General features: G+C 25.6%; 19 protein-coding genes. 13 read left to right on the top strand and 6 right to left on the bottom strand.

Annotated features, from left to right (window positions below):
- The 4 genes from RYM86_RS18045 to RYM86_RS18030 all read left to right on the top strand — a co-directional run.
- The coding region (locus RYM86_RS18045) for a M23 family metallopeptidase (RefSeq protein WP_315082210.1) at positions 1-445 on the top strand (445 nt) is incomplete at its 5' end.
- A gap of 97 nt (positions 446-542) precedes the next feature.
- The gene (locus RYM86_RS18040; RefSeq protein WP_003452732.1) at positions 543-824 is read left to right on the top strand and encodes a hypothetical protein; all 282 of its coding nucleotides are present in this window, start codon (positions 543-545) and stop codon (positions 822-824) included.
- 95 nt (positions 825-919) lie between these two features.
- Positions 920-2,053 (top strand): BppU family phage baseplate upper protein, encoded by a 1,134-nt coding sequence (locus RYM86_RS18035; RefSeq protein WP_315082211.1) that lies wholly within the window; start codon positions 920-922, stop codon positions 2,051-2,053.
- A gap of 77 nt (positions 2,054-2,130) precedes the next feature.
- Positions 2,131-2,295, top strand: a complete 165-nt coding sequence (locus tag RYM86_RS18030) for a hypothetical protein (RefSeq protein ID WP_315082209.1) — start codon at positions 2,131-2,133, stop codon at positions 2,293-2,295.
- A gap of 150 nt (positions 2,296-2,445) precedes the next feature.
- Here RYM86_RS18030 and RYM86_RS18025 read toward each other — a convergent pair whose 3' ends face one another.
- The 4 genes from RYM86_RS18025 to RYM86_RS18010 all read right to left on the bottom strand — a co-directional run bounded on the left by RYM86_RS18025 (position 2,446) and on the right by RYM86_RS18010 (position 4,852).
- Positions 2,446-3,120: a lysozyme inhibitor LprI family protein gene (locus RYM86_RS18025; protein WP_114651571.1), complete on the bottom strand. Its 675-nt coding sequence runs from the start codon at positions 3,118-3,120 to the stop codon at positions 2,446-2,448.
- Between the two features lie 74 nt (positions 3,121-3,194).
- Positions 3,195-3,623, bottom strand: a complete 429-nt coding sequence (locus tag RYM86_RS18020; protein ID WP_315082208.1) for a hypothetical protein — start codon at positions 3,621-3,623, stop codon at positions 3,195-3,197.
- Positions 3,624-3,756: 133 nt separating this feature from the next.
- A complete protein-coding gene (locus RYM86_RS18015) occupies positions 3,757-3,975 on the bottom strand; it encodes a hypothetical protein (protein WP_150543131.1) in 219 nt (72 codons plus the stop codon).
- The gene (locus tag RYM86_RS18010) at positions 3,965-4,852 is read right to left on the bottom strand and encodes a ParM/StbA family protein (RefSeq protein WP_164804898.1); all 888 of its coding nucleotides are present in this window, start codon (positions 4,850-4,852) and stop codon (positions 3,965-3,967) included. The genes RYM86_RS18015 and RYM86_RS18010 overlap by 11 nt, the downstream gene beginning before the upstream one ends.
- A gap of 564 nt (positions 4,853-5,416) precedes the next feature.
- Here RYM86_RS18010 and RYM86_RS18005 point away from each other — a divergent pair.
- Together RYM86_RS18005 and RYM86_RS18000 are read left to right on the top strand one after the other, a co-directional pair.
- Positions 5,417-6,253 carry a replication initiator protein A gene (locus RYM86_RS18005; RefSeq protein ID WP_315082205.1) on the top strand — a complete coding sequence of 279 codons (837 nt, stop codon included), beginning with the start codon at positions 5,417-5,419 and terminating at the stop codon, positions 6,251-6,253.
- Positions 6,254-6,386: 133 nt separating this feature from the next.
- Positions 6,387-6,875 (top strand): plasmid mobilization protein, encoded by a 489-nt coding sequence (locus RYM86_RS18000; protein ID WP_315082203.1) that lies wholly within the window; start codon positions 6,387-6,389, stop codon positions 6,873-6,875.
- 106 nt (positions 6,876-6,981) lie between these two features.
- On the opposite strand, the gene RYM86_RS17995 is transcribed toward RYM86_RS18000, so the two are convergent.
- Positions 6,982-7,296, bottom strand: a complete 315-nt coding sequence (locus RYM86_RS17995; RefSeq protein ID WP_164807357.1) for a helix-turn-helix domain-containing protein — start codon at positions 7,294-7,296, stop codon at positions 6,982-6,984.
- 121 nt (positions 7,297-7,417) lie between these two features.
- On the opposite strand from RYM86_RS17995, the gene RYM86_RS17990 reads away from it, so the two are divergent.
- A complete protein-coding gene (locus tag RYM86_RS17990) occupies positions 7,418-8,041 on the top strand; it encodes a hypothetical protein (RefSeq protein WP_115639800.1) in 624 nt (207 codons plus the stop codon).
- A 618-nt stretch (positions 8,042-8,659) separates the two neighbouring features.
- Positions 8,660-9,502 (top strand): Rpn family recombination-promoting nuclease/putative transposase, encoded by an 843-nt coding sequence (locus RYM86_RS17985; RefSeq protein ID WP_003452775.1) that lies wholly within the window; start codon positions 8,660-8,662, stop codon positions 9,500-9,502.
- Between the two features lie 103 nt (positions 9,503-9,605).
- Here RYM86_RS17985 and RYM86_RS17980 read toward each other — a convergent pair whose 3' ends face one another.
- On the bottom strand, positions 9,606-9,815 hold the full coding sequence (locus RYM86_RS17980; RefSeq protein WP_003452769.1) for a helix-turn-helix transcriptional regulator: 210 nt from the start codon (positions 9,813-9,815) through the stop codon (positions 9,606-9,608).
- 199 nt (positions 9,816-10,014) lie between these two features.
- Here RYM86_RS17980 and RYM86_RS17975 point away from each other — a divergent pair, with 199 nt between their 5' ends.
- The 5 genes from RYM86_RS17975 (at position 10,015) to RYM86_RS17955 (ending at position 12,405) form a co-directional block, all read left to right on the top strand.
- Positions 10,015-10,137 (top strand): hypothetical protein, encoded by a 123-nt coding sequence (locus tag RYM86_RS17975; RefSeq protein WP_315082200.1) that lies wholly within the window; start codon positions 10,015-10,017, stop codon positions 10,135-10,137.
- Between the two features lie 12 nt (positions 10,138-10,149).
- Positions 10,150-10,839, top strand: coding sequence for a Bax inhibitor-1 family protein (locus tag RYM86_RS17970; protein ID WP_111926366.1), 690 nt, complete (start codon positions 10,150-10,152; stop codon positions 10,837-10,839).
- A gap of 17 nt (positions 10,840-10,856) precedes the next feature.
- Entirely contained in the window at positions 10,857-11,159 is a 303-nt protein-coding gene (locus RYM86_RS17965; RefSeq protein ID WP_265881340.1) for a hypothetical protein, read from the top strand.
- A 144-nt stretch (positions 11,160-11,303) separates the two neighbouring features.
- Complete coding sequence (locus tag RYM86_RS17960) at positions 11,304-11,993, top strand: helix-turn-helix transcriptional regulator (RefSeq protein WP_315082197.1); 690 nt, start codon at positions 11,304-11,306, stop codon at positions 11,991-11,993.
- A 31-nt stretch (positions 11,994-12,024) separates the two neighbouring features.
- Positions 12,025-12,405 (top strand): hypothetical protein, encoded by a 381-nt coding sequence (locus tag RYM86_RS17955; protein ID WP_315082196.1) that lies wholly within the window; start codon positions 12,025-12,027, stop codon positions 12,403-12,405.
- Positions 12,406-12,500 lie beyond the last annotated feature (95 nt).

Here is a 12,500-nt window from a genome sequence, read left to right as displayed (position 1 = left end):
TGATGGTTATTTTCCAAGCTTTACTGGTAATTTTAAAACTATAACAAATGCTTATGGTAATTGGATTCTACCAGTTAGTGGTTCTGTAACGGCATTATTTGGAAAATACCCCTCAGGAGCAGCTAAACATACAGGAACAGATATAGGTTGTCCAGAAGGTACTCCCGTTCATGCAGCAAGAGACGGTGTAGTTATTAAAAGAAGAGAGTTAACTACAAGTTACGGAAAATACTTGATGATAGATCATGGTGGTGGATTAGTTACTATTTATGGACATAATAGTAAGTTGCTAGTTAACGAAGGTGACCATGTAAAACAAGCACAGGTAATTGCCCTAAGTGGAAGTACTGGAAATTCTACAGGTAACCATTGTCATATAGAATTAAGATATAATGGTACTCCAGTTAATTTTGCACCAAGTTTAAGAATAGGACAAGTTGTTTAAGAATATATAAAACTCCTTCCATATTTATTATAAACTTTACATATTATACATAATTTATTAATATTAAATTGTAGTAAATTTATGGGAGGTAAAATATATGAAAATAACAAAAAATGTAATTAGCGAGGAAGAAAGACAAGTGGCTAAATATTTATTAGATAACATTAATGAGTTTACCGATTTAGCAAGTATTTATGAAGATTTAAAAGATTATGGAACCTTTGATGAAGTTGCCGATATACTTATAAATCTAAGAGATGCAGAATGTATAAATATAAAATATTTTCATGAAAATGGAATATATGGTACTAACCCAAAAAGAATAGTATGTATAACAGATATTTACAAAGATGTTTTAAAAGAATATTTAGAAAATTAATGTCACATTCCCATTTTAGGAAGGTGCTCAAAATAAATAGTTCAATAATTTAAGGGTATCCAAAGTTGGGTACTCTTTTTATTTAGAAAGGGGAGATTATTATTAAAAGTTTAAATAAATTAACATTAGATATTTCAAGACAATCCTATAGCAATATAGTTGTAAAGCAAAGAGATAATACTAGATATTTATTAGTGCAAATTTTAGATAATTGTATTAAGTTTAATTTAGAAAATAAAACAGTTAGGATTTGTGCTAGAAAACCTGATGGAAAAGAAGTTTTCAATGATGCAACAATAGTAGATGCAAATGAAGGTATGATAGAAGTACTGCTAACTTCACAAATGTTAGCCGTTCCAGGAATAATAGATGCTGAGTTGACAATATATGAAGGTCTAGAAATATTAAGTACGATGAACTTCAAAATAACTGTTGAAGAAAGCTTTAGAAATGATTCTAGTATAGAAAGTTCAAACGAATATTCGGCATTAACTAAAACTCTATATGAAGTTGGAAAAATCAAAGAGAATATTTTAAAAGAATTATTCGAGGATAATATAAAAATACTTAGATGCGAAATATCTCCAGATAGATTTAAAGCTGGAAATACTTTAGAAAATGCTAGTATATATTTATTTTTATCTTGTTCTCCTTATAAAATATTTGTAAATGATATAGAAATTACAAATTGGAGACCAGTTACAGGTTCTTCTGCACCTAATAAATTCACTTTTAAATGTCCAATATCATTTAGTAAAGATTCATTTATTGTCGTTAAAGTTTGGGATATCAATGGTCATTATGCGTATAAGGAGCTAGGTGTTAAATGTTGCTGTCCCCTCTATATTGGGGCAATAGATTTAACAAGAGAACCAAATCAAGTTTACAATGCAGATTTTATAGAAAGACTCGATAATAGCTTGGGTAGGTGTTATGGAAGTATGAGTACGAATTACTTTTTCGATTATATAAACGTAGAAGATAAATGTGTTTTTTATGCAGCACCTCAGAACTTTGATTATAATGACAGAGTTTTTGTTAGAGTTCTAAGTAATCCAGTTGATAGCTCTAAAGAGATAGGAACATGGACTAAAGTAGCAGCTGATATACCTTATGGTAATAGTGGAATTCTTTATAGTATTTATAAATCATCTAATAATCATTGTTCAGGAAGACTCATGATTGATGACAGATCATATACTCCTTTTGTTAGTAAAGTTATAGGTTAGAATTTATTTCTAACCTATTTTTTTGCCTTTTAAGCTTAAAAATAATATACTAAAGAAAAACCTAGGAGAATAATATTATGAATAAAGAAATTTGTTTAAATGATGTTTTGGATTTTATAAAAGAATATGGTTACAAATATAACTTTCAAATTCAAAGAGAATTAGATAAAACTAGAAAATTTACAGATAAAGAGATAGATGAAGAAATTAATGAAAATTTTGATTTATATAAAAGATTATAAAATAAAAAAAGAGCTACACTTAAATTGTGTAGCTTAAACTTTAAAAAATATATAAGGAAATTTTCTATAAATGTCATTTAAATTATAGACATATTCTATAAATTTAAACATATTTTCCAATAAAATCTAAATATATAAATTATATATACTTTATTCCCAATCTAAGCTTGGACATTTATGAGTTTGAGCAAATTGATACCCCTTCTCGCCTTGTATCCTCATCTGATAAGCAAACCATTTTTGTAATGTTGTTATTCTCTCTTGTGTTAATTTTGTTTTTGTAGCCAAATCTTTACTATCTTTATATTTTATCCATTTTTTTTGACTTTTAATTAAATCTGGATAATCTGCACCATAACTTACTATTTGATCCCAAAGTTCATTTAATTGTTTATCTGCTTCTTCATATTCATATTTTAAATTTTTTTCTTCAGAATCACTATTTGAATTTTTATTAGTTTTATTTTCATCATTTGAAGTTGAATCTGTTTTTTTAGAAGAATTATCTTCTTTATTAGATTTTTCTTTTGAGATAGCAGAATCATTTGCTTTTTTAGAATCTTTAGAATTCTCCGCATTTTCATTATCCTTTTTAGGTGTTTCTGATGACGAACTATTTTCTTTATTTGAATCTTTAGAAGACTCCTGTTTATTTTGATCACTATCTATTTTATTATCTTCTGTTGTTGAATCTTTTTTTGAATTACTATCTGATTCAGTATTAGTTTGAGCTGTTGAGCTATCAGATTTATTACATCCTATAAAAGATAAACCAGAAATTAGAAAAGTTCCTATTATTAAACTAGCTATTAATTTCTTTTTCATATGTATCAACTCTTTTCTTTTTATTTATAATTAAAATTATATATTAATTATCTATTTAATGCTAAAGATTTAATTTATTTATTATCTTCCATAAATTTCTCCAAAGCTATGCTGAGAATTTCATACATTTTCAGTTCTCTATGTGTGTTACAAAACTCAGTAAACTTTTTTGATGTATTTTCATAGAGTTTAAAACTGCGCCCTATAATTTTCCCATTTAAAATATCATTATCAATTTTCAATTCATTTTTTTGCTTAGTATTACTAAGTAATTCTAGTATTTCTCTTTGTTGTTGCTCAAGTTTCTCTATTCTTTGTATTATTGGTTTTTCTTGTATAAAACAACCTTCACTTTTATCGAAAATGTAATCTCTACCTTTCATTACTTTCAGTAAATCTTTTTTATTAGTTTTTAATTGCTTAGCAACATCATTCAAACTCATACCTTTATTTAACAAACTATTAATTTCTCTAACCAAATCAAAATTATTCACATTATCCACACTATCCACATCCCTTACATTACAAAGTATCACTTAGTATTACTTTACAATAATTCCCATGATAAAGCAATAAAAAGACTAAGTATATTTCAACTTAATCTTTTTAAATAAAGTATTACTTGTATTACTAGAATTACATATTTAATATATCATCTATTGAAGTAGCAACTTCTTCATCTAATTGACTTTTTTTAGGTTTTACTTCAACTTCCTTAGATTGCAAAGAATTGGTATCTTGTTGTATTAAATAAGCTAAATATATGCTAAAGTTACCTCCAAAAAGTTCTTTAGCCCTTTCTAAGCCTTTTTCTAAAATATGTTCTTCTAGAGATATATTTTTTCTAATTTTCAAATTTCTCACATCCTATTTTATAGAAAGCTTGTGCATTGGTAAAAATACTGTCTGGATCTACACTATTTATTCCAATAAATTTTTCTAATCTTTTAGCACCGCCACCTATAAATATATGTTTAGAAGTATTATATTCTTGTATTCCTTTTAATCTATTCATTATTAAATTAGTATGTTGTTCTAAGACTTCATCTATTAACTCAGTTATTTGTTGTGATTTACCATCTACTATTATTTCTCCGTTATTTAAAATGTCATCAACCTTTAAAACATCATAACTTACACCATATTTTGCTTTTATTTTTTGAACTAAAGTATTTGCTAAAACGTTCATTCCTAACTCTAGTGTATGTAGTTTTCTAAGTTTTTTATTATTAAAGTAGCTTAAATCTACAGTAAATCCTCCAATATCAATAATACAAGTATCACCAGTAAGTCTTTGTGGTTCTAATAATAAAACGCCTGCTGATTGAGGAAATACTATAACATCTGTAATATTAAATCTTTTTGGATTATCATTTAAAGTTATAGTAACCTTTTTTCCTTTTAATTCTTTTATTAAATCATCCTTTTGAGCTTGGTAATATTGAGCTGGAAGACCAGTAACTAATTGTATATTCTCTGTTGCTTTATTTCCCATAGCCTTTGCTATTGCAGTAAACAAGCAAACCTGAAAATTTAAAGAATGAATTTTATTTATTTCTGTAGCATAAAGTCCATTTTCTTCACCTATTGTATAAGTTTTTCCATCATATTCAACTACTAATGCATTACCAATATCTAAAGCTCCTTCTTCTACAGTAGATTTAAATGAAAATAATATATTCTCACCTATAACTTTTGTATGGGAATATCCCACATCTATTCCTAATATCATAACAATTACCTCCAATAATTTTTCTATATTTTAATTATATTACTTTTTGTGCATTATGTCAACATAACGTGTGTATATTTTTCCATATTATTGAAATATAATTAATATTTTTAGAGCAATATACGTATTGTGTGTGTATAAAATGTGTGTTATTATATATAAAAAAAGGAAGATTCTTAAAACCTTCCTTTTAAATAGACTTATCCACAACAAATTCTACATTATTATCTAAAAGTTATCCTACTGTGGATAACTTTAGTAGACAAAATCTTACTAATTATAGTATAATGAAAACAACAAATTTTTGAAAACGGATTAATTAAATAGCAAAAAACCTATTAAATTCTCGGCGACCAAACTTTGAATTTAATAGGCTCACAACCTAGAGAAAGTATCTCTAAAATATTTGCATTAATATTATATGATTTATTATAATGCATATGCAAAAAAAAAGCAATAAAATATTTAACAACAATATTTTTATTTTTTAATCATATAGATACTTTCTAATTAAGGATAGGTGTAATGTTTTTTAATTATTCTTAAATTAGGAGGTATATTTTTATGCAATCAAATAATAGATTTTTCACATTAGAAACAGAAAATAGAAAACAATTCTTTCAAGTCCCAAAACAATTCATGAATAAAAATTCCAAATATTATAGTATGAGTTCTGATTCAAAACTACTTTATGCAATACTAGCTGATAGAAATAGCCTATCAATCTCTAATGGTTGGATAGATGAATGTAATAGAGTTTATTTCATAGCAACAATAGAAAACTTAATGGATCTTACAGGCTGGGGAAATCAAAAAGTAGTAAAGCAATTAAAGGAATTAAGAAAGTATGATTTATTAATTTCTGAACAGAAAGGTCAAGGTAAACCAAGCTGGCATTATCTATTACAAATTGAAATTGAAAAAGAGCTTGAAAACCAGTCATATCAACAGAAGTGTGAAAATCACATTTCTAGAAGTGTGAAAATCACATCTCTAGAAGTGTTAAAATCACACTCTAATAATACTAATATTAATAATACTGAGTTAAATAATAATATATCTTCTTCTTCTAACGAAGATGAGGAAGAAGAAAGAAAGAAAGAAGTTATTAAGCTTTTACAAATATGCCAAAACAATAAGTTTAAATTAAAGAAAACTGATATTAAAGATTTATTAAGTATTTATGATTTTAATAAAATAGCTAAAGCAATATTAGCTGCTAGTGCTACAAATACTAAAATTAAAAACTATAAAGGTTATCTTCTTGCAACTTTAAATGATATGGACAAGACTAAGGAAGTTAATATTAACATAGATAATAAAAAAATAAATAATCATGCAAACTTTACACAAAGAGATCAAGATATGAATGAATTAGAAAAAGATCTCTTAGGTTGGTAATTGTAGTAATTTTAATAAAAAGTGCATATTATAAAATGACATCTAAATGTAGCTACGAATTTGTGGTATAAAAATTGCTATATTTATGTGTATATGATATAATTAACCTAAAAATATAGGAGGTTTTATTAAAATGGCTATAGAATTTAGTAGAAAAGATATGAAAACAAAAGAACTAAGAGTAAGAGTAACAGAACAAGAAAAGGAACAGTTACAAAAGGAAGCTGACCAAATGAATTTGAATCTTAGTCGTTATATAAGATACTGTATTTTTGTAAAAGAAAATATTGATGAACTAAAAAGATATTTAACTCTTACACAAGATCAAATTAGCTTGGAACGTGAGTTTGATAATAGAGCATTATTAGATATAATAAATGCAATTTTAATAGAAGATGAAATAGAAAAAGAAAAAGATATTATTGATAGGTTTAATAGAATTGATAATTTTAAAATTAAGACATTTGAAGAACAAATAGAAGAATTTTTATCAGTTAAACCACAAGTTAATTCAGAAGAAACAAAAGATAGTTTAGAATCTACTATATCAGATGATGAATATAATTCAAAAGATGAGAAATATGAATCTAACATATTTGAGGATGTTCAGATTGGGTTTTAGGATTAAAAATAGCTAAATATCTGAAACTTTAAAAAACCCTAAATTGAACTTTCATATTTGCATTACAGGTTCGATACAATTTCAAAGATGTATTAGTATGAATTTACTACTTAATAAGAGTATCTACATATAACTTTAGTAACTCTAATTGTTTAGTATCTAAGTTAGCTGTAACTAATGTATTAATTATACTATCTAATTCATTATTATTAGTTGTAGGTATGTTATATACTAATTCATTAAGAGTAACCCCTAAAGCATTAGATAAGGCTATAGTGGTATCTAAGCTAGGATTATATTTATTATGTTCTATATCAGATAAATAGCTTCTACTTAGTCCAGTAGCTTTAGCTAAATCTTGTTGAGTTATTTTAGGATCTTTAGCCTTTCTTATTCTTTGTAAATTAGTACCTATTTTCATATTTATCACCTCAATTTAGATATTATAGAAAAGAAAGTATAATTTCAATTAACTTTACATAATATACATAATTTGTTAATATTAAAAGTGAAATTTTAACAGGTTATGGAGTGTGGTAAGTATGGAGGGAAGTAAACCTAAGAAGAATAAGAAGAAAGGAAAAATTATAATTAGTATAGTAGTCATAATTTTGATAGTAGTAGGAATTATAGGTTATAAAATTAATAAAGAAAATCAATATAAAAAAGAAATTATTGATACATCAAGTCAAATGATTAGCCTAGCAGCAGATTGTGAAAAAGTGATTAATAATTACACTAAATTATGGGGTGGAAAAATTGAAAGCAGTAGTAGTTGGACTAGAGGATATATAGCTCAAAGTATTGGCATTGATCCTAATAATTTTATAGCTAATACAAGTCCATTAAAATTTGATGATAAAGCGTTATCTTTTAATGATGTTCTTGGATGTTATATGGAATATAACAATAATACTGGTATAAATAGTGAATTAAACGATAGAATGAAGACAATAGATGATGAAATGAAAGAATTAAATAATCCAAATGATAAATATAGATCAGCATATGATTCATTATTAAAAATGTACCAATCATTATCTAGTTTTGAGAAAGATGCTATTAGTCCTAATGGAAGTTTGAATTCATATAAAAATGAGATTAATAAGTTAGATAATGAAATAGTAAGTAATTACAATGTATTTAAAACACAATTACCTAATTAAATAAACAAATAATAGAGTATATCCAGGTGGTATGCTCTTTTCTTATGCCTAAAAACAGGAAGATATATAACCCTAGAATATAGTTATAATGTTGCAATTATTATTGTAGTAAATTCCTAATAGGAAAGTACTTATATAACATCTGAAAATTGAATAATGCATAATATGCATCTTAGGAAAATGGGAATACCTTTAATGATGTCCTAAAATAGGACTTCAAAACACGCCCCCTTGCATATTAAATAGAAGGCTCATAGAACACTTTATTTTAGCTTAGACTTATAATTCATCAAAACTACTCTAAGATTAAAAATATGAGCTATTTATTTACCAAGTAATGCGTATTGTAGCTATATGTAGATATTAGATTTGTCGACAAGTTTGAATATAGATTTAACCGACATCAGACAAGCTTGTCGTATCGACAGAGTGACATTAAATACCTTAGTTAATGTGGGTGGATTTTACTCGTTAAAATGGATTAGTCAAAATAGTTACGAAGGCAAAAATGCCAACGTAGACATATTGTCGGTATTAGATAGTTCCACTATATATTATTTTAGAGAAAACTATACTATAATTAAATTATATAATAACTATTGAAAGGAGTAATTCTAAATGGTATATAGAACATTATTGAATCCACAAATAGATTTTGTGTTTAAAAAGATATTTGGTACTGAGAAAAATAAACCTATACTAATTAACTTTTTAAATGCAGTAATAAAACCAACAACACCCATAAAAGATGTAGAAATTAAAAATAACGATATAGATAAAGATTTTTTAGAAGATAAATTTAGTAGATTAGATGTAAAAGCTACAACTAGCAATAAGGAACATATAAATATTGAAATCCAGGTAAAGAATGAATATAACATGATACAAAGAACCTTATATTATTGGAGTAAAATGTATTCAGAGCAAATACAAAATAGAGATAACTACAGTAAATTAGAAAGAACTGTCTGCATAAATATATTAAATTTCAAATATTTAAAAAATGATAAATATCATAATGCATATAGACTAAAAGAAATAACTTCAAATGAAGAACTTACAGATCTTCAAGAAATACATTTCATTGAATTACCTAAGTTTAATGAAATAGGTAATAAAGAAAATGTTGATATTGAAAAAATGGATGCCTTAGAAAAATGGTTAGAGTTCTTAGTTGAACCAGAAAGTAATACAGTTAGGGAATTAGAAAAAAGTAGTGAAGAAATTAGATTAGCAAAAGATGAATTATATAAGCTTAGTATGAATAGTGAAGAGAGAGAAAAATATAATATGAGAGAAAAAGCTATATATGATAGAATATCAGCTTTAGAAGGTGCAAGAGAAGAAGGTAAATTAGAAGTAGCTAAAAAACTTTTAATAGCTAATGTAGATATGGATATCATAGTTTCTTCAACTGGATTAAGTGAAGATGAATTAATGAAAATAAAAAATGGATTATAGAATATGTTTAAGAAGAGCTGCATTTTATTTGTGTGGCTTTTTCTTATGCAAAAAATAAGACCTAGCCTTATATATAAGACTAGATCCTATCTTTTGGAGGCTATTAAGACTCATCTTCTACAAACTCAACGATGTCCTCAACCTTAACTCCAAGAGTCTTACAGATTAAATCTAAATGTTCTTTAACTATATGTTTATTAGTTTCATTACAATATGCACCAATAGTATTTTTGCTTATACCAGTTAACTCTACTAAATCTTTTTGCTGCATATGTCTCTCAGCTAATAAAATATGTAACTTCATTTTAATCATTGAAATCACCTCATATATAATATAACTCATTTTAAGTATTCAGTAAATAAAATAATGAAAAAATAATTAAAATAATGAATAAATCATTAAAAAGATGATTGACAATCACTAAAATGAGGATTATAATTATAAATGTAGACACGAGTTAACAATAAATTAATTCAATATCTACAATTTAATATATGAGGAGATGAGAATTATGAGTGTAAAAACCTTCAAGAAATTCATTGAAGAATTAAGAGAGCAAGGTATAAGCATTGAGAAACTTAGCTTACCACAAGTAAGCGAAAGTATGAAACTCTATAATATTTTAAACAAATAAGGGGGAGAGGTCATGGATAGAAAATACGTGGAAGAAGAAATAGAAGAAAGGAGTGGAATACGCAAAAAAAACTTTATTAAATCATATTTGAAATATTTTTGTTATATAGCTAGTACTTTAATTATAACAGCATTAGGTGATATTACTGGAAGAATATTTATTAATGCGGAAAAGGAATCAATTATATTTTTAGTACTAATTTTAATTTCTTTTATTCTAATGTTTATATTTGCATATTCTAATGGTGGAGTATTAAAAAAGATAATATTTTTTATTGAACCTTTTTTGATTGGATTATGTTTATCATATGCTAAAAGTGTAAATATTATACTTTGCTTAATAATTACATTTTTAATAGTTTCTATATCTATTTTTTTAGGATACTTTTCTTATGAAAAAATAATTAAAAAAGATGAAAAAATAATTAAAAAAATGGGTAAGTTTTTATTTGTATGTTTGATAGTTTCATTAATAAGTAATTTACTAAATATATATTTAAATTTACCAGAAATAATATTACCAACAATAATTTTATTTTCTTTTTATATTTTTTATGACTCAATTAGATTTAAACAAGAGATATTATCAACCGAAAATTGTATAATTTCAGATGATAAAATATTATTCCATGTTATGAAGATGTACTTAGATATAATGAATATATATGCAAATGTACAAGCAATAAATGATGATAATAATTAAATAAAGGGAGAGAAAAAATGATTGATTTAAATTTTAAAATTTATGATGGAATGTATATAGATCCAAAGGAGTTCTTCAGCAAGATAAAGAATATAGAATTGAACTTAGAAAGAACTATGTTAGATAATTGTGTTTGCAATTTAGTTAGCAAAGTAAGTGGACAAGAGCTTAAAGGATTGTTAGATGCAACTAAAGAAGAATTAGAGACAGATGATGAGTACATAATGATATTAAAAGTAAATAATGAGTATTTCGTAAGGCAAGAAGTGTATGATAATTTTGAGGAAGAATATGTTTGTAATGAGTGGTTTCTTAGTTAAGATTCTTAGATATAGAGGAATATATTAATATACCTAAGTAGTAAAATTGTAAATAAAGTGTTAATAAATAAACTTCTTTGTTTAACTTTGTATTACAAGATAATATAATATATATTATAAGGTTAAACAAAGGAGTGGTTTATTATGATCGGAATTCAATACTTGTGTGAGATTTTTGGTATTTCATATGCGGATTTAGGAAGAAGATTAGGTATATCTAGACAAACTATAGCTGCATGGACAAGTGGCAGAAGAAAAGTATCAGAGAAACATTATGAAAAGCTTAAAGAAATATTTAAGGGTATCCCAGAAGAATACTTTCAAAAAGAGCTTACAGAGCTTGATAAATTAAAATTGCAGCAACTAAAATTGGAGACTGATACGTTTGAATACACTTATACAGATATTATTTGGGATAATGAAACCAAGAAAGAAATAGAAGTTGAGCAAGTGGGAACAAATATCCCATATGAATATATGGAAATGTTAGATTTAGATATTAGAGAAAAAGAATTATTTAATAACCTAAATAATTTAATTGCTAAAAGAACTAATAATTCTGAAGATGAATGGGACTATATAGGAAGAAAAGCTGATGTTTTAGAAATATTTGAAACCCTAGTTGAAATAATGGATAAAGAATATATTCCAGATAAAAGAGTTAAAGAGGTTTTAGATAGTATAAAGATTGCTAAGGGAAATAGGTTAGCAAATAGTCTTTTTGTTAAAAAGTTATCTGTTGTTATTAAAGAACAAATGATGAGAGATAAGAAGACAGAAGAAGAAAATATTAAAGCAGCTAAAGAACTTCTAGAGATAGAAGATTTACTATAAAATAAAATTTTTAAACAAAAGGAGAGATATTATGAGAAAATTAACAATTGGAGAAAAAGCAGAAAAGTTACTAGAAATGAGAGAGGATATTCTTTTATATGCAGGTGCAAATGGATTAGAAGGATTATTAAGATTAAAAGAAAGTATAAGAGACATTTACGTTTGTGACGATGAAGTTTGGTTGAGTGGAACTAAAATAGTAAAGGTAGATAATATAGAAAATGTTAGTGTATATAGCAACATTGAGAACGAAGATGTCGAAATAAAAGATAAAAGAAAAACTGTTACAATTACATTTTATAAAACAGAATTGAGTGGAAAAACAATATCATATAACTCATTTCAGAGATTTATAGATGAAGAACAAGGTAAAACGTTTGAAGGATACAATTATATAATAGATAAAATGTAATTAAAATTTTAAGGCTTATGTATTTGAGCATGAGCCTTATTTAGATAAAACACTATGGAGGAGAGAAATTATGGTGAGAGAAATACTAGATAAAA

The organism is uncultured Clostridium sp., assembly GCF_963527835.1.
Classification (GTDB): domain Bacteria; phylum Bacillota; class Clostridia; order Clostridiales; family Clostridiaceae; genus Clostridium.
Note: the sequence above shows the minus strand (reverse complement) of the source record. Positions and strands in the feature narration are given on the sequence as shown.